The sequence below is a fragment of the Ruegeria arenilitoris genome, from assembly GCF_013030265.1.
GTDB classification, from domain to species: domain Bacteria; phylum Pseudomonadota; class Alphaproteobacteria; order Rhodobacterales; family Rhodobacteraceae; genus Ruegeria; species Ruegeria arenilitoris_E.
Genome location: NZ_WPZQ01000005.1, coordinates 301,891 through 318,104, shown reverse-complemented (window position 1 = coordinate 318,104; position 16,214 = coordinate 301,891). Strand labels below are relative to the sequence as shown.

Sequence of the window (16,214 nt, the reverse complement as noted above, 5' to 3'; positions counted from 1 at the left end):
GGTGCCACAGGCGAGACTTGAAATCAATATACAAAACTGTATACAGCTCTGCATGCAGATTCTGCGAGGAAGGAAACGCAAGCTATGACCGGAACCAATTATCTGACCGGCGCCGAGGCGATGGTGCGAATGCTCGAGGCCCACGGCGTCAAACACATGTTCGGCTTGTGCGGAGATACGACCTTGCCATTCTATGATGCGCTGTCACGCATGGATCACGGCATTCAGCACATCCTGACCCGCGATGAACGGCATGCTGCATATATGGCTGACGGCTATGCCCGTGTGACAGGAAAGCCCGGCGTATGCGAAGGGCCATCAGGCGGTGGCGCAACTTACATTCTGCCCGGTGTGATCGAGGCAAATGAAAGCTCGGTCCCGATCCTTGCCATTACGTCAGACGTGGCCACTACCAGCCGCGGCAAGTACCCTTTGACCGAACTGGATCAGCCCGCACTTTTCAAACCACTGGCCAAGTGGAACGCTTCACTTGATGACGCCACCCGACTGCCAGCAATGGTTCGGGCGGCATTCCGCGCCATGACAACCGGGACACCTGGTGCGACCCATCTGGCCTTGCCGTTCGATACGCAGAAAGGTCAGGTCGACGAGGCAGAAATCTGGGCGGACGCGCGCCACCGCAGCTATCCGGCTGAACGTGCTGGCCCGGATATGGCTGCAATCGAGGCGGCGGCCGAAATTCTTGCAAACGCAAAGTCAGCTGTCGCGATTTGCGGTGGCGGACCTGTTCTGTCTGGCGCCAGTGATGCGCTTCACGAAGTCGCCTCGTTGCTGGATATGCCAGTGGCAACAACAGTATCCGGTCAGGGCTCAATCGCTGAAACCGATCCTCTGGCGCTAGGAGTGGTCGGCTCAAACGGTGGCATACCTGCGACCCGCGCCGTGGTGGATCAGGCTGACGTGGTCGTATTCATTGGCTGCCGCGCCGGGTCGGTGACAACCGAACGCTGGCGCAGCCCGGGCCGCGACACCACCATTATCCACATCGATAGTGATCCCATGGTGATTGGTGCCAACTATCAGACTGAAGTGGCCATTTGCGCCGATGCACGGTTGGCACTCGAAGCCTTGGCACGATCCCTGAAAGATCGGCGCGATCTTACAAGCCAAGGCGGGACCGCTAAAGCCAAAGCAGCCTGGGAGGCAAAACTGGCCGCATATGCAGCTCTGGCAAACAGCACGGACACTCCCATCCGACCCGAAGCCGTAATGGCGGCGATGATGGATATACTGGATGATGACGCAATTGTCGTTGCGGATCCCGGCACGCCTTGTCCTTACTTCAGCGCCCATTATCGCTGGGCTAAACCGGGCCGCCACTTTATCACCAATCGGGCACATGGTGCGCTGGGGTATTCGCTGGGTGCCGCGATGGGTGCGCATGTCGGTCGACCGTCGGTAAAGACTTTGGCCGTGATGGGCGACGGATCATTTGGATTCACCTGCGGTGAATTCGAAACCATGGTACGTCACAAAATGCCGATTACGTCGATCGTCTTTTCGAACTCGGTATTCGGCTGGATCAAGGCAGGCCAGAATGCGGGATTTGGACAGCGTTACTACAATGTCGATTTCAATCGGACGGATCATGCGGCGGTCGCCTCGGCCTTTGGCGTCAAATCATGGACGGTAAAGGATCCGGCCGATCTGCGTCGAGTTCTGAAAGAAGCAATCGAACACGACGGACCGACCCTTGTCGACATCCATTCCCAGCAGCTTCACGAAGCCGCCGCCCCGGTATCCGAGTGGGTCGCGTAAGAAGCAATCGCGGGCGTCAGCTGTGCCAGAAACTCTTGCGCGATGGCTGACAGCGGACGCCCCTTTGCGGTGATGATCGCAAGATCCAGCATCACAGTAGGTCTGAACGGGCGGGTCTGATACCCGCCCTCTTCATCAAACATGACGGTGAACGGGTCGATGACCGCCACCCCCATACCCTGCTTTACAAAGCTCAACAGGTTCTCAGACAGGTGCGTGTGGATTTTGGTGCGCCATGTACGCCCCGCTGCCTGAAAGATATCGCGTGTCCGGCGATGGGTCTGATGCTCAGGCCCCATAACAATGAAGGACTCATTCTCCAGCAGTTCTGGCGTCAGCACATCGTACTGCGCAAGGTGACTGCCCTCGGGAAAGGTGGCCAGCGTTTCGAAATGGAACTCTTGGTAGTTCAAAGTGTCGTGCAGGATCGGCATTTCGACAATGCCGATCTCGAACAGGCCTGAGATAACCCACTCCTGAATCTTCGACGAATACTGAGACTGAAAACTGACCGACAGGTTTGGCCGCGATTCAGCAAAGCGCGCGATCTCACGCGGCATGAACCCGAATGACAACAGATGCGGCGCAGCCACCTGTAACTGCCCCGGATGCTTGTTCTGCAAATCCGTCACGGCCTGTGCGACATGATCGAGCCCACGAACCACGGTATCGACCTCACGGAACAGCAATTCAGCCTCTGGCGTCGGCAGCAAACGTCCCTTGTTACGCTCAAACAATGGAAGGCGGGCTTCACGCTCAAGCTGCGCAAGCAGATTGCTGATACCCGGCTGAGAAATGCCAAGAACCGAAGCCGCTCCAGTTACAGTGCCGGTCTCCATGATGGCGTGAAAGGCCTGCAACTGCCGGAAGCGAAGAGACACTTTGCCCACCTCATCATTTTTTCTGATACTCTTGCTATAACATAGTATTTGAAATGATATACTAGGCAATGCACGGTTCTTCCCGACCGCCGGAGGAAGAATGAGCAATCTGAATCAAAAAATCACAGGGTTTGACGTGTGGCATCTTGCGTTGCCAGTCACATCCAGACGCGATCACGGGATCGGCTCGGTCGAGGGAACGTGCGAAGTCGTCATTCTGCGGCTAACTTCCGAAGACGGGAGTGAAGGATTTGGTGAGGCCTCTCCGTGGTCGGTCTTTACCGGAACGCCCGAAGCCACATATGCAGCGTTGAACCGGTATATCCGACCACTCGTGATCGGCGAGAAGGTCGGTGACCGGGCGGCGATCATGGCTCGGGCCGCATATGCGGTCGCGCATTGCACCGAGGCGAAGGCCGCGCTGGAAAGTGCCCTGCTCGACCTGTCAGGCCGGATAACCGGCTTACCGGTCTGGTCACTGTTGGGGGGCAAATGTCGCGATACGATACCGCTCAGCTGCTCAATCGCAAACCCGGAGTTCTCGCAGGATATCGACTTGCTGGCGCGGCTTCGGGACGACGGCGTCCGGATCGTCAAGCTGAAGACCGGGTTCAAAGATCATGCCTTCGACATCATGCGCCTCGAATATCTGGCACAAAACTATCCGGAGTTTTCGGTCCGTGTGGATTACAATCAAGGACTGTCAATTGACGATGCTACAGCACAGGTGCGGGACGTCGCCCAATTCAATCCGGATTTCATCGAACAACCGGTCAGGGCACATCATTACGGCATGATGTCAAAGCTGCGGGGCATGATCGACATTCCCTTGCTGGCTGATGAGAGTGTGTTCGGACCCGAAGACATGGAACGCGCCGCCCGTGAAGGCATCTGTGACGGCGTTTCGGTGAAAATCATGAAATCAGGCGGCTTGACCCGTGGACAAACGGTTGCCCGCATCGCAGCAGCACACGGGCTGAGCGCCTATGGCGGCGACATGTTCGAAGCCGGGCTGGCCCATCTGGCTGGCACACATATGATTGCAGCCACTCCGGAAATCACCCTTGGCTGCGAATTCTACCAGGCCTCTTACTTTCTGGGAGAGGACATATTGGAGGAGCCCTTCCTCGTGGAAAACGGCAGGGTTGTCGTGCCAGACACGCCGGGACTTGGAGGGCGACCTGACCTGAACAAGCTTAACCATCATGCCGTTACCAGAGCTGTTGCAGCATGACTGACAAAAAGACCATAGCCATAATCGGTGCTGGGATTGTCGGCGTCTCGGCCGCTGTTTGGCTGCAGCGCGATGGCCATGACGTGATCCTGATCGACAAGGCAGGCCCGGGAGAAGGCACATCCCATGGCAACGGCGGTGTTCTGGCCTCCTGTTCGATCGTACCCGTGACGGTGCCGGGGCTACTGCAAAAAGCCCCTAAGATGCTGTTCAGCCCATCGCAGCCTTTATTCATGAAGTGGGGGTATTTTCCCAAACTTCTGCCGTGGCTGATGCGCTACCTGAGGCATGCCAATGCAGATGACGTCGAGCGGATCGCTGCTGCCCTGACCCCCATCGTTGGTGACAGCCTGAATGACCACAAAGCGCTTGCTGAGGGGACAGGTGCTGAGAAATGGCTCGAACCGTCCGACTATCTGTTTCTCTATGAAAACAGAGAACATTTTGACGGAGATGCGTTTGGCTGGAGCATCCGTCGCAAGCACGGGTTTCATTGGGAAGAACTGGAAGGTCAGGCCTTTCACGACTACGATCCGATCTTCAGCCAGGATATTGGCTTTGCCGCAAAGCTAGGGGATCACGGTCACATCAAAGACCCCGGTCGATACGTCAAGGATCTCGCGGCGCATGTGGAATCAAATGGCGGGCGCATCGTACGCGCCGCGGTCGATGATATCATCCGCAACAACGGCAAAGTGACAGGCGTACGTACCGAGGGTGAGACCATTGCCTGCGACACCGCAATCGTAACCGCAGGGGTCTGGTCAGGACCTCTTGCCAAACGTTTGGGTATCTCTGTTCCTCTGGAAAGCGAACGCGGCTATCATCTTGAACTGATAGAACCTTCGGCGATGCCGCGCAGCCCGGTCATGGTCGCATCCGGTAAGTTTGTTGCCACTCCGATGGAAGGCCGGATTAGACTGGCCGGAATTGTAGAGTTTGGCGGCCTTGATGCGGCGCCTTCGCGTGCGCCGTTTGAATTGATGCGAAAGAATGCCCGCGCTGCATTTCCGGGCGTGACATGGAAGGACGAAGTTGAATGGATGGGGCACAGACCTGCGCCAGCGGATTCGATCCCGATCATCGGTGACGTACCCGGGATCGAAGGCGCGTACATGGGTTTTGGGCACCATCACATCGGTCTGACAGGCGGACCAAAGACAGGGCGCCTGTTGGCGCAAATGATTGCGGGCAGAACCCCGAACGCGGATCTGAGCGCTTATGCTCCGGCGCGGTTCAAGACATAACGATGCCGGTGAAAAACACTGGCGCACCTAATTTCAACTGGGAGAAAAAGATGAAAAAACTAGCTGGTCTTCTAACTGCAACTGCATTGACAGCTGCGACCGCCATGCCGGCAATTGCCGAAAAATGGGATATGCCGATGGCGTATTCGGCATCCAATTTCCACTCGGCCACGGGCGCGGAATTTGCCAAATGCGTCACCACCGGCACCGGTGGCGAGATTGAGATCGTTACACATCCTTCCGGCTCGCTGTTCAAAGGCGCGGACATCAAACGCGCCATTCAGACTGGCCAGGCTCCGATTGGCGAACGCCTGTTGTCCGGGCACCAGAACGAAAATGCGCTGTTCGGTTTTGACTCCATCCCGTTTCTTGCGACCTCTTTCGATGACAGCGCCAAGCTTTGGGACGCCGCAAGACCCTCGATCGAAAATCTGCTGGCTGAGCAGAACCTGACCCTGCTTTACGCCGTTCCGTGGCCGCCGCAGGGCCTGTACTTCAAGAACGAAGTGAACTCGGTCGCCGATATGAAAGGCATCAAGTTCCGCTCGTACAACAATGCCACATCACGGCTGGCCGAGCTGACCGGAATGCTGCCGGTGACCATCGAAGCGGCTGAAATCAGCCAAGCCTTTGCCACCGGCGTCGCAGACTCGATGGTATCGTCCGGTTCGACCGGCTATGACCGGAAGGTCTGGGAAAGCCTGAACTACTTCTACGAAGTAGACGCCTGGTTGCCGCGCAACTACGTGATGGTCAATTCCGATGTCTGGTCTGGTGTCTCGGACGCCAACAAGAACGTCATCAAGGCCTGTGCCGAACTGGCGGAATACGCCGGCAACTGGCGCGCCAAGGAATACACCGGCTTCACGCTGCAGGGTCTGCGTGATGGCGGTATGACGGTTGGTCCGGCGTCCGAGCAGATGACGAACGAACTGAAAGAGATCGGCGTCACCATGACCAATGAATGGCTTGAGGCCGCTGGCGACGAGGGCAAAGCCATCGTCGACGCGTTTAATTCGTCTCAGTAAACAACCTGACCCGGGCGGCTGATCCTGCCGCCCGTTGTCCATTCAATCACAACCAAACGGGGACAGCATGGCGGTATTGAGAGGGCTTCGGTCCGTACTGGATTTCATTTATCTGGCGGCGGGTGTTCTGGCCGCGCTTAGCCTGATAGCCATTCTTGTGCTGATCGTCGTTCAGATGCTGGCCCGATGGACTGGAGAGGTGTTTCCGGGAGCACCGGACTATGCCGGCTATGCGATGGCAGCTGCTTCGTTCCTTGCCTTTGCCAATGCGCTGAACCGAGGCAGTCACATCCGCGTCTCGATCCTGTTGAATTCAGTGCCGGACGGGGTTCGACGCATTCTCGAGATTTGGTGCTTTGCCGTTGGCGCCGCTGTAATGTGGTATTTCTGCTGGTACGCCTATCGCTTTGTCTACTGGAGCTGGAAGTTCAACGACATCAGCCAGGGACAGGACAAAACCGCCCTCTGGATACCGCAATCAGCGATGCTGTTCGGCGCTGTCATTCTTGCCATCGCGCTGACCGATCATCTGATCCACGTGCTGTTCCGGGGTGATCACCGCATCACCCGCGACCTTGCCGACCAAAGCCACGGAGAGTGAGGACATGGAAAACGTATCAATCATCATCCTCTTTCTCTTTGTACTGTTCACCTTGCTGGGCACCGGTGTCTGGGTCGGCCTTGCCCTGATGGGCGTCGCATGGGTCGGGATGGAACTGTTCACGACCCGCCCTGTCGGCGATGTCATGATCACAACCATCTGGTCGGCTTCATCCTCGTGGACTCTGACGGCACTGCCCATGTTCATCTGGATGGGCGAAATCCTGTATCGAACCCGATTATCTGAGGACATGTTCAAAGGTCTTTCGCCTTGGATGGCCCCCCTGCCCGGCGGTCTGGTGCACACCAATATTGTCGGCTGTACGGTCTTCGCCGCTGTGTCCGGATCCTCGGCCGCTACACTGACCACGGTCGGCAAGATGTCGATCCCGGAACTGAGAAAGCGAAACTACCCCGAACGCATGATCATCGGCACTCTGACAGGCGCTGCAACGCTGGGCCTCATGATCCCACCGTCGCTTACGCTTATTGTTTACGGCGTCACCATCAATGAATCGATCACCAAGCTATTCTTTGCCGGTATCCTGCCCGGGCTGGTGCTGGCCGCGATGTTCATGGGTTACGTGGCGATCTATTCGAAATTCGGCAAAGACTGGAATCCCAACAACGAAGGCAAGCTGAGTTTTTCGGAGAAAATCAAGAACTCACGCTTCCTGCTGCCGGTGATCCTGCTGATCATGGTGGTAATCGGATCGATGTACCTGGGATATGCTACAGCGACCGAGGCTGCGGCCTTTGGTGTGATCGGAGGGCTGCTGCTGGCCGCAGGTCAAGGGTCACTGACTTGGAAGACATTCACTGAAAGCCTGATGGGTGCCACCAGAACCAGCGCGATGATTGCACTGATCCTTGCGGGCGCTGCGTTCTTGTCCCTATCCATGGGCTTCACCGGACTGCCGCGTGGACTGGCTGATCTGATTGCCGGGTGGGAACTGACGCGGTTCGAACTGCTGATGGTTCTGCTGGTCTTCTACATCATTCTGGGCTGTTTTCTTGATGGCATCTCCTCAGTGGTGCTGACGATGGCTGTGGTCGAACCAATGATCCGGGACGCAGGCATCGACCTGATCTGGTTCGGCATCTTCATCGTTGTCGTCGTCGAGATGGCGCAGATCACACCGCCAATCGGGTTCAACCTGTTCGTGATGCAGGGCATGACCAACCATGAGATGAGCTATATCGCACGCGCTGCCATCCCGATGTTCCTGATCATGGTTCTGATGGTGTTTGTCCTGATCTGGTTCCCAGAACTGGCCACCTGGCTGCCAGAGAACCTGCGTCAGAGGCCGGGAGGATAACCCGGCCTTGAACCCGCTCCATCATGCGGCCCGCCACGGACCTTACGTATTGGTCGCAGGTCTTTTGGCGGGTCTTGCATTGCCAGCACTTGCCGAACCGATGCGGGATTTTCTGCCGCCGCTTGTTGTGCTGCTGTTGTTCGTCACCGTGCTGCGAATGGAGCCTGCAGCCATTCTGGGTTCACTGACAGAACTGCCGAAAGTGATGTTGACGGTTTTAAGCATTCAGCTGCTTCTGCCGTTGGTTATCGTAACAGTGGGGATTGCGGGTGGCTGGATCGGCACTCCACTGTTTTTGTCGATGATCATCATGGCCGCGGCGCCGTCGATTTCTGGCAGTCCCAACATGTGCATGATGATGGGGCATCCGCCGGAACACGCCATGAGGTTGATGGTTGTGGGTACCGCCCTGTTGCCCCTGACGGTGGTGCCGATTTTCTGGCTGTTGCCCGAGCTGGGCGGGGTAAGCGCGGTATTATGGGCAGCGCTTCGGCTATTCCTGACGATTGCCCTAGCTACAATTGCTGCTGTGGCGGTGCGGCGGACCGTTTTGCGCAATCCATCCGAGAACACGCTTCTGAGTCTCGAAGGCGCCGCCTCGATCACGCTTGCGGTTTTTGTGATAGGTCTCATGCCATCCGTCAGCGCAGTCGCGTTGGCCGATCCGATGCGCGCTGCCTTCTGGATCGCATTTGCCTGCGCTGCCAATCTGGGGGCGCAGTTCATCACGTTTCAGTTGACCCGCAACAGGTTGTCGATGCCAAAGGCGACTGCCCTTTCGTTGATCGCGGGGAACCGGAACATCGCACTATTTTTTGTTTCACTTCCACCCGAGGTTACCGCCCCGATCATGGTCTTTATTGGAGCCTATCAAATACCGATGTATCTGACGCCGCTGATCATGCGACCGCTCTATCGCAGAGGTCAGACCTGACGAACTGCAACACCTTTTGCTCTCATTTAGATACCGGAGATTTGTCGTATTGCATGCAAAACACCGGTGATCTATCGATACGCTAATGCGTTGTGTTTTTGCGTTGATTTTCTCTTTTTTCGCGTGCGCGGCTTCCTATGTGATCGCGCAGGAAGCGGTCATTGATCCTCCTGAACTCAGTGAGTCCGGCAGGGCCTATCTGGATGCGATCCGATATCACGGCATTGACAGCAACGTCGTGTATTTTGATCCGACGCGACCAGCCCCACCGCTGGAAACAGATGCCAAGCCAAAGCCTGAGCGTTCAGAGGAAAACCGTTCCTGGACCTTTTCAGGAGGGTCTCAAACGACAACCGTCATAATCATGCTGTTGATTTTGGGGATCCTGGTGGCATTCGTCTACTTCACGGCAGGTGGAACATCCGTTTCATTCGGCAAAGGCGTAGAGAACACCCGGCGCAAATCGAGGCAGAAATCCAACGGTGATGGGCCTGACCCAGCGGACCAATCTGATCTGGACACAATCCTCAATATTCCCGACCGCCAGCTTGCGCTCATTGGATTGGCCCAACTTGCCCTGACGCGATGCCTGAACGAAAACGGCGTCCTGTTCAAACGCAGCTGGACACATCGTGAAGCCCTGCGAAAACTGCCGCAAACACTGTCTTACATACAAGACCTGCGGGCGCTGGTTCTGGACAGTGAACGTGTTCATTTCGGTGGCCGATCGATCAGCGAAAGTGACTTTGCAGCACATGTCGCGCGGGTTCGACCGATATTGCGGGAGACTCGCGCATGACTGACATCAGCCAAACCAGTCCCCCACCTCAGATCAGGCTGGATTGGATCATAATCGCTCTGGTGGTTCTGCTGTCTCTGGGTGTTTTCCTGTATCTCGCCGCACAACGCCAATATGTACTGCGCGAATCCACCAACGGTTTTGACGGGCTAAAAATCTGGTTGAACAGCGAGTCTCAACCGACCCAAAGTTTCACCGGTGGCTGGCCATTGGATCGCAGCACCATCGGTTTGTTGGTCCAGCCGATATTCGACACGCATCCCGATACAGATCGAAAGGCTGCTCGAACCAAAGAAGAATTGCTGCTGCAGACGGACGAATTTGATCAGCAGATCGATATCATTCAGGAGAAAGCCGGTTCCGTTCAAAGCCTGATCATTCTGCCCAAGTGGCGCAGCGGCATGCGGCTTACAGGGTATGGTCATCCTTTCCTGCTGGCGCCACGCGGTGATGTTCAAACGGTTCTGCATCAGATCGTCGGCCCGAATGTGGGGCAGGTGTTCTACATGCGCACCCCTTTCTCGGACTTCGATTATGACGGGGATAGGGAAGTGCTCGCCGCCCGAGTTTACGCAGGACAGGCATTCGAAGGGGTCGGATGCGAGCCAGTTATCGGCAGACCGGGCGCGATGCTACTTGGCCTTTGCCCATTACCTGGCGACGGAGACCGGGATCAGGTCTATGTTCTGTCCGATCCGGATGTTCTAAACAATCACGGTTTGCGCCTCGGCGACAATGCTTTGATCGCCGCGCAACTGCTGCCGCAAATCGCAGGGGAAAACCGGATTGTCATCGATTACAGCGACAGAAACTGGCTGACCGAGCCGGAGCAGATCGTCCAAAGGGAAAGAACCTGGGAGGATCTGGCGCGTTTGTTCGAGTATCCGTTCCGGATTTTGTGGATCGGTGCAGCATTGCTTCTGGCGCTTGCCATATGGCGCGGCGGCATTCGCAACGGGCCGGTTATCAATCAGGGTCCATCGCTTGGCACTGGGAAGCGTGCAGCCAACCGGGCGCGGGCGCGATTGATGCGGCTGACCGGGCAGGACGGCGCATTGCTGTCAGATTTCGTCGATACCCGGATACGTGCACAAGCGGCCGAGGTATTTGGGCCGGGGCATGTGGTCAATGGCGGCGTCGAAGCCGCCTACCTGCGATACATGCAAGCGCGCCAGCCTGCGCTGGCCGCTGAACTGACTGACTTGCTGGGAACAATCCGGGGATTACCTGCGCATCTGAATGCCAGCGACGCCATCACTTATGTAGACAAATTTGAATCGATACTGGAGCGATTTGCCGATGACGCTTGATGAATTGTTTGCCCATGCCGAGGCTCTGCGCACGGAGATCGGCAAAGTCGTTCAGGGACAGGAAGAGGCCATCGACCTGCTGCTGACTGCCCTGTTTTCACGCGGCCATGTGCTGTTGGAAGGGCCGCCGGGAACAGCCAAAACCCTGCTGGCGCGCAGCTTTGCAGGTGCCCTCAACCTCGCGTTCGGACGTATTCAGTTCACGCCTGACCTGATGCCGGGCGATGTTTTGGGAACTTCGATCTACAATTTTCAAACCAGCGAATTCGTTCTGACCAAAGGGCCCGTCTTCAGTCAGATACTTCTGGCGGACGAGATCAACCGAGCGCCCCCAAAGACACAAGCAGCGCTGTTGCAGGCCATGAACGAGCGGATGGTGACCATAGACGGTACTGACCACGATCTGGGATCGGAATTCATGGTGGTCGCCACACAGAACCCGATTGAACAGCAGGGAACCTACCCACTGCCCGAGGCGCAGCTTGACCGCTTTCTGTTCAAGATAAACCTGACTTTCCCGCCCGAAGATGTCGAACTTGCCATTCTGCGCCAGCACGCTGCTGAACCACTGGATTTCCTGACAGCAACACAGGCGGTTGCACCGTTACTGGACGGCGAAACCACCGCCGCTGCGCGTCGCCTGATCGATGGCATCGTTCTGGATGACGATATTCTGGCCTATATCCTTAGGCTGGTGCGCGCGACGCGAGAGAGTTCGGACATCGCCTTTGGTGCATCGACCCGGGCTGCAGATGCTATCGCCGGGGCCGCCCGTGCGACTGCCGCCCTGAACGGGCGCGACTTCGCCATTCCGGATGACGTCAAAAACCTGATTATTTACGCTTTGCAACACAGGATCGTTCTCAGCCCCTCTGCTGAAATCGAAGGGCGCAGCGCCCGGCAGGTTCTTGAGAACATCCTCAACCAAATCGAGGCACCCCGCTGATCCGACCATCGCAAAAATTGCTGGTTGCGGCCTATGTGGCCCTTTGCCTGTCGCTTGCAGCGATCGTACTGGGTGACGCAACCCGAAACGTGGCCGTCATGCCCTGGATTTTGCTGGGTGTGATCGCTGCGGTGGATCTGCTGTTGTCTTGGCCCCGCCGCCGATCAATCTCAGTGGAACCGGTGGGGGAGGTTTTTGTTGGCGAACCTTTCGGCATAGCGCTGGAGGTTTCACCTTCCACGGCGGGCCTGCGCGGACATCTTGATTGGCCCGAAGGCCTGAAGGGTCCGTCAGAATTTGATCTCGGGATCGGCAAAGCGACAATCAAAGGCGAGGCCGTGCGGCGTGGCACATGGGTTTTTCCAAACGTGTGGCTGTTCTGGTCCTCGCGCCTGACACTGTTCGAATTTGTGCCCAAGATCGGTTTCGGGCTTGAGGTCGCAGTCGTACCCAATATCCGCCGCGTCCAGTCAGGTGAAATATCCACGACCGTTCAATCCCGGCTGTTTGGAGTCAAGGAAAACCGCGCCATTGGTGAAGGGACAGAGTTCCATCAATTAAGGGATTTTGTACCGGGAATGGATGCCAGTTCAATCGACTGGAAACGGTCAGCGCGCCATCGTTCGCTAGTCGCGAAAGAGGTTCGCGCAGAACGCAACCATCATGTGATCATCGCGCTCGATAATGGATATCAAATGCGCGAAGAGATCGCCGGGCTACCAAAGATCGACCATGCGATTACCGCAGCTTTGGCGACGGCATGGGCCGCAGCAATCGGCGGCGATCTGGTTGGGTTATACGCCTATGACGCAGAACCTCGGCTGTTTTTACCACCAGAGCCAGGGCGCGCAGCCTTCACACGACTGCGCAGCCGCACCGCAGAGCTAAGCTATGAAAGCCGCGAAACAAACCATACGCTGGCCATGACCGAACTGAACAGGCGTACACCAAAACGCAGCTTGATCATCGTGTTTTCCGATTTTGTCGATACTACCTCGGCCGAGTTGATGGTCGAGAATGTTGGTGTTCTGGCAAAGCGGCATCTGATCGTGTTCGTTGCACTGCGCGACCCGATCTTGGAAGCTCAGGTAAAAAGCACTCCCTCAGACATGAACGATGTTGCCGAAACCGTGTCCACCGGACAGTTGCTGCATGAACGACGCGTAGTGCTCGAGCGTCTGCATCAGCTAGGGGTCACCATCATCGACACAGAGCCGGGTAATGTTTCAGCACGGCTGATTTCGACCTATCTGGAAATCAAAGCGCGGGAGATGATCTGATGTCAGACAGTGACCTGATCCGCTCTGCCCGTTTCCGGCAGGAACGCGAAGCCGACTGGATTAAGCTGTCGACGTTGGTCGACAAAGCCGAAAATCAGGGTATGCACCGCCTGAGCTTTCAGGAAGCGCGTGATCTGGCCGATCTTTATCGTCAGGCAACCACATCGCTGTCCATCGCGCGTGAGATTTCACTGGATCGCGGGCTATTGGACTATCTCGAGGCACTGACAAGCAGGGCATATCTGAGCGTTTATGCGCCACAGCAACGGCTCGGCGGGATCATCCGCAGATTTCTGACCAGCGGAGGGCCAAGGGCCATGCGTGCCTCGTGGCGGGTTTTGTTGCTTGGGTTCCTCTGCATGGCAGCAGGGGCAGTGGCTGGCTATTTCTTCTATTTCGACAATCCCGAATGGTTCTATGTCTTCATGCCCTCAGAACTGGCGGGGGGGCGCAGCCCTGACGCCAGCACCGACTACCTGCACGCGCAGCTCTATGGTGAGGAAGACGGATCGGGGCTTGGCGCATTTGCGACTTACCTCTTCTCGCATAACACCCGCATTGCCATTTTCGTATTTGGTCTGGGTGCCTTTCTGTGCGCACCATCCATCCTGCTGACATTCTATAACGGGCTGATCTTAGGTGTTTTCTTTGCACTTCATGTCGACCGAAACCTTGGTTGGGATCTGTTTGGCTGGCTCTCCATTCACGGCGTGACCGAGCTTTCGGCGATCTGCATAGCGTGCGCCGGTGGCCTGAAACTTGGGCTTGCTGTGCTGTTCCCCGGCAATCAGACCCGTGCTTCTGCATTGCGGGCTGCAGGCCACGATGCAGTCAAACTGGCCATGATCGCGGCCATGATGCTGGTCGTTGCTGCGTTACTCGAAGGGTTCGGGCGTCAGCTTGTTCAGGACCAGAGCACGCGCATTGCAATTGGCTGGGGTGTAGGTGCTTTGTGGTTGCTGTGGTTTGCACTGGGTGGAAGGGAGCGGTCATGACCATTCGCCCGATGGATCAGTTGCTGCCACCCGAAGGGGTGCCGCTGAATTTCAGGATCGCTGGCATCGGTGTGCGGACGGCGGCACAGATAAGCGATCTGCTGATCACAGGGGTTGGTGCTTTGGCGCTGTTTCTGCTGACGCTGGCCTTGGACATCGTGACGCCTGGAACCGCGATTGCCATCGCCTCGATGTTGTTCTTTTTCATCCGCATCCCCTACTACGCGATGTCTGAACTGATCTGGAATGGCCAGACCATCGGCAAGCGGCTCATGAAGATCAAGGTTGTTGCGTCGGATGGGCAGGCGCTGACCACGCAATCACTTGTCGTGCGCAACCTGATGAAAGAGGCCGAGATTTTTCTGCCGGGCACCCTTCTGCTGACACTGGATGCGAACCAGATGGTGCCCTCGATCATATCACTTTTATGGATCATGGCCGTATTGGCTGTTCCGCTGTTCAACAAACGGCGCAGACGGCTGGGCGACATCATTGCTGGAACATATGTAATCCACCTGCCCAAACCGGTTCTTCTTGAGGACATGTCAAAGGCAACCAGACAACCAGTGGCAGACGAGCAGAAGTTTCGTTTCCTGACCCATCATCTGGAACATTACGGCGCGTTCGAGCTGCAAACACTTGAAGGGTTCCTGCGCGCAAGCGACAGGCCCAAAGGTCCCGCAGCCTACAAGCGCCACAAGGAAACCCTTGCAGCAATCGTTGATCAGATCAGGCGTAAGATCGAATATGCCGATCCCGTCCGGGCACAGGATCAGCAAGCTTTTCTTGAGGCTTTTTACAAAGCGCAACGCGGATATCTTGAGCAGCGGCAGCTCTTTGGCGACAAACGCGCTGACAAATATCATGCCGCGCAGGATGATCAGGCCTGATAAAGCCTGTTGTAATTTTACACTGACGAGAGCGGGCTCTGCGCATTTCTTCTTGCGGATGAGTGTCGCTGCGAGGCTTTATCTCAATCAGATAGTCTAAGATATTGATGAGGTATTCAGTATGACAGATGCAGTTAACTCTGGGGCACATACCCCTTTTGGTGTCGGATCGGTTGTCGGCGACTCTTTTTCAATTCTGTTCAGCAAGCTCCCCGTGGTCGCGCTTCTGGGCTTCATTCCGGCGTTGTTCGATGTAATTTTGACCAACTCCATGAACTTGGACACCACCACAAGCCTTGAGCCGGGCGCCGAATTCGACACAGCCGGTTTCGTTGGCAGGTTCGGTGTGGCGTTTCTGTTTAGCCTCGTGATGATGTCGATCATTACGGCAACTCTGGTGCAGTTTTCTTATGACGCCAAACTTGGTCGGTCGGCTCAGATTGGTCGCTATTTTTCCACCGCGATCAGAAATCTACCTGCCATCATTGTGTTGTCGATTGTAGCTTCGATCCTGTATGCAATCGGCTTCATGCTGTTGATCATACCCGGTATCTGGCTTTACGCCGTTTTCTCGATGCTCGTACCTGTCATCGTAATCGAAGGCGCGGGATTTAGCGCCCTAGGGCGCAGTGCTGAACTGACCAAAGGTTACCGCTGGCCGATTATCGGGGCATTGTTCCTGATATTCCTCTGCCTGTTCCTGTTCGGCTTCGTGACCGCCTTTATCCTGGCAGCTATATCAGGTGGCTCTCTCTTTGGGCTTGGAGTGCTTCTTGAGACAATCATCAACGCCATCTCTTATGGTTTGGCGAGTATCGCGATAGCGATGATTTTCGCGCGCCTTAAAGAGATCAAAGAAGGTGTCAGCGTTTCCGATCTGGTGGACGTGTTCAAATAATCACGACGCACGGCGCGCAAAAATTAGACCAGCAGCCCTTTCGTAAGGCTGCTGGTTTTTTAATTCTACGGTCA

15 protein-coding genes are annotated in these 16,214 nt (G+C 56.2%); 14 read left to right on the top strand and 1 reads right to left on the bottom strand.

The window, feature by feature from the left end:
• Positions 1 to 84: 84 nt before the first annotated feature.
• Positions 85 to 1,779: a thiamine pyrophosphate-binding protein gene (locus tag GOX61_RS11045; protein ID WP_170333680.1), complete on the top strand. Its 1,695-nt coding sequence runs from the start codon at positions 85 to 87 to the stop codon at positions 1,777 to 1,779.
• On the opposite strand, the gene GOX61_RS11040 is transcribed toward GOX61_RS11045, so the two are convergent.
• Positions 1,740 to 2,660, bottom strand: a complete 921-nt coding sequence (locus tag GOX61_RS11040; RefSeq protein ID WP_170333678.1) for a LysR family transcriptional regulator — start codon at positions 2,658 to 2,660, stop codon at positions 1,740 to 1,742. The genes GOX61_RS11045 and GOX61_RS11040 overlap by 40 nt on opposite strands.
• 100 nt (positions 2,661 to 2,760) lie before the next feature.
• Here GOX61_RS11040 and GOX61_RS11035 point away from each other — a divergent pair, with 100 nt between their 5' ends.
• The 13 genes from GOX61_RS11035 to GOX61_RS10975 all read left to right on the top strand — a co-directional run bounded on the left by GOX61_RS11035 (position 2,761) and on the right by GOX61_RS10975 (position 16,140).
• Positions 2,761 to 3,894: an enolase C-terminal domain-like protein gene (locus GOX61_RS11035; RefSeq protein ID WP_170333677.1), complete on the top strand. Its 1,134-nt coding sequence runs from the start codon at positions 2,761 to 2,763 to the stop codon at positions 3,892 to 3,894.
• On the top strand, positions 3,891 to 5,141 hold the full coding sequence (locus GOX61_RS11030) for an NAD(P)/FAD-dependent oxidoreductase (RefSeq protein ID WP_170333675.1): 1,251 nt from the start codon (positions 3,891 to 3,893) through the stop codon (positions 5,139 to 5,141). The genes GOX61_RS11035 and GOX61_RS11030 overlap by 4 nt, the downstream gene beginning before the upstream one ends.
• A 50-nt stretch (positions 5,142 to 5,191) precedes the next feature.
• Positions 5,192 to 6,169, top strand: coding sequence for a TRAP transporter substrate-binding protein (locus GOX61_RS11025; protein ID WP_155145669.1), 978 nt, complete (start codon positions 5,192 to 5,194; stop codon positions 6,167 to 6,169).
• 67 nt (positions 6,170 to 6,236) lie between these two features.
• Positions 6,237 to 6,770, top strand: a complete 534-nt coding sequence (locus GOX61_RS11020) for a TRAP transporter small permease (RefSeq protein ID WP_155145671.1) — start codon at positions 6,237 to 6,239, stop codon at positions 6,768 to 6,770.
• A 4-nt stretch (positions 6,771 to 6,774) separates the two neighbouring features.
• Positions 6,775 to 8,088 (top strand): TRAP transporter large permease, encoded by a 1,314-nt coding sequence (locus GOX61_RS11015; RefSeq protein ID WP_170333672.1) that lies wholly within the window; start codon positions 6,775 to 6,777, stop codon positions 8,086 to 8,088.
• A 7-nt stretch (positions 8,089 to 8,095) separates the two neighbouring features.
• Positions 8,096 to 9,022 carry a hypothetical protein gene (locus GOX61_RS11010; RefSeq protein ID WP_170333670.1) on the top strand — a complete coding sequence of 309 codons (927 nt, stop codon included), beginning with the start codon at positions 8,096 to 8,098 and terminating at the stop codon, positions 9,020 to 9,022.
• 85 nt (positions 9,023 to 9,107) lie between these two features.
• A complete protein-coding gene (locus GOX61_RS11005) occupies positions 9,108 to 9,821 on the top strand; it encodes a DUF4129 domain-containing protein (RefSeq protein WP_170333669.1) in 714 nt (237 codons plus the stop codon).
• Positions 9,818 to 11,131, top strand: coding sequence for a hypothetical protein (locus GOX61_RS11000; RefSeq protein ID WP_170333667.1), 1,314 nt, complete (start codon positions 9,818 to 9,820; stop codon positions 11,129 to 11,131). The genes GOX61_RS11005 and GOX61_RS11000 overlap by 4 nt, the downstream gene beginning before the upstream one ends.
• Positions 11,121 to 12,077, top strand: coding sequence for an AAA family ATPase (locus GOX61_RS10995; protein ID WP_170333665.1), 957 nt, complete (start codon positions 11,121 to 11,123; stop codon positions 12,075 to 12,077). The genes GOX61_RS11000 and GOX61_RS10995 overlap by 11 nt, the downstream gene beginning before the upstream one ends.
• 17 nt (positions 12,078 to 12,094) lie before the next feature.
• On the top strand, positions 12,095 to 13,357 hold the full coding sequence (locus GOX61_RS10990; RefSeq protein WP_254436830.1) for a DUF58 domain-containing protein: 1,263 nt from the start codon (positions 12,095 to 12,097) through the stop codon (positions 13,355 to 13,357).
• Positions 13,357 to 14,352: a stage II sporulation protein M gene (locus GOX61_RS10985; protein WP_170333663.1), complete on the top strand. Its 996-nt coding sequence runs from the start codon at positions 13,357 to 13,359 to the stop codon at positions 14,350 to 14,352. Before GOX61_RS10990 ends, GOX61_RS10985 begins: the two co-directional genes overlap by 1 nt.
• Complete coding sequence (locus tag GOX61_RS10980; protein WP_170333661.1) at positions 14,349 to 15,242, top strand: RDD family protein; 894 nt, start codon at positions 14,349 to 14,351, stop codon at positions 15,240 to 15,242. The genes GOX61_RS10985 and GOX61_RS10980 overlap by 4 nt, the downstream gene beginning before the upstream one ends.
• A 121-nt stretch (positions 15,243 to 15,363) precedes the next feature.
• Positions 15,364 to 16,140, top strand: a complete 777-nt coding sequence (locus GOX61_RS10975; protein ID WP_155145689.1) for a hypothetical protein — start codon at positions 15,364 to 15,366, stop codon at positions 16,138 to 16,140.
• Positions 16,141 to 16,214 lie beyond the last annotated feature (74 nt).

What these genes read in the sequence shown, in the direction of transcription:
- GOX61_RS11045 (WP_170333680.1), top strand. Translation starts at nt 85, where the DNA reads ATGACCGGAACCAATTATCTGACCGGCGCCGAGGCGATGGTGCGAATG.
- GOX61_RS11035 (WP_170333677.1), top strand. Translation starts at nt 2,761, where the DNA reads ATGAGCAATCTGAATCAAAAAATCACAGGGTTTGACGTGTGGCATCTT.
- GOX61_RS11030 (WP_170333675.1), top strand. Translation starts at nt 3,891, where the DNA reads ATGACTGACAAAAAGACCATAGCCATAATCGGTGCTGGGATTGTCGGC.
- GOX61_RS11025 (WP_155145669.1), top strand. Translation starts at nt 5,192, where the DNA reads ATGAAAAAACTAGCTGGTCTTCTAACTGCAACTGCATTGACAGCTGCG.
- GOX61_RS11020 (WP_155145671.1), top strand. Translation starts at nt 6,237, where the DNA reads ATGGCGGTATTGAGAGGGCTTCGGTCCGTACTGGATTTCATTTATCTG.
- GOX61_RS11015 (WP_170333672.1), top strand. Translation starts at nt 6,775, where the DNA reads ATGGAAAACGTATCAATCATCATCCTCTTTCTCTTTGTACTGTTCACC.
- GOX61_RS11005 (WP_170333669.1), top strand. Translation starts at nt 9,108, where the DNA reads ATGCGTTGTGTTTTTGCGTTGATTTTCTCTTTTTTCGCGTGCGCGGCT.
- GOX61_RS11000 (WP_170333667.1), top strand. Translation starts at nt 9,818, where the DNA reads ATGACTGACATCAGCCAAACCAGTCCCCCACCTCAGATCAGGCTGGAT.
- GOX61_RS10995 (WP_170333665.1), top strand. Translation starts at nt 11,121, where the DNA reads ATGACGCTTGATGAATTGTTTGCCCATGCCGAGGCTCTGCGCACGGAG.
- GOX61_RS10985 (WP_170333663.1), top strand. Translation starts at nt 13,357, where the DNA reads ATGTCAGACAGTGACCTGATCCGCTCTGCCCGTTTCCGGCAGGAACGC.
- GOX61_RS10980 (WP_170333661.1), top strand. Translation starts at nt 14,349, where the DNA reads ATGACCATTCGCCCGATGGATCAGTTGCTGCCACCCGAAGGGGTGCCG.
- GOX61_RS10975 (WP_155145689.1), top strand. Translation starts at nt 15,364, where the DNA reads ATGACAGATGCAGTTAACTCTGGGGCACATACCCCTTTTGGTGTCGGA.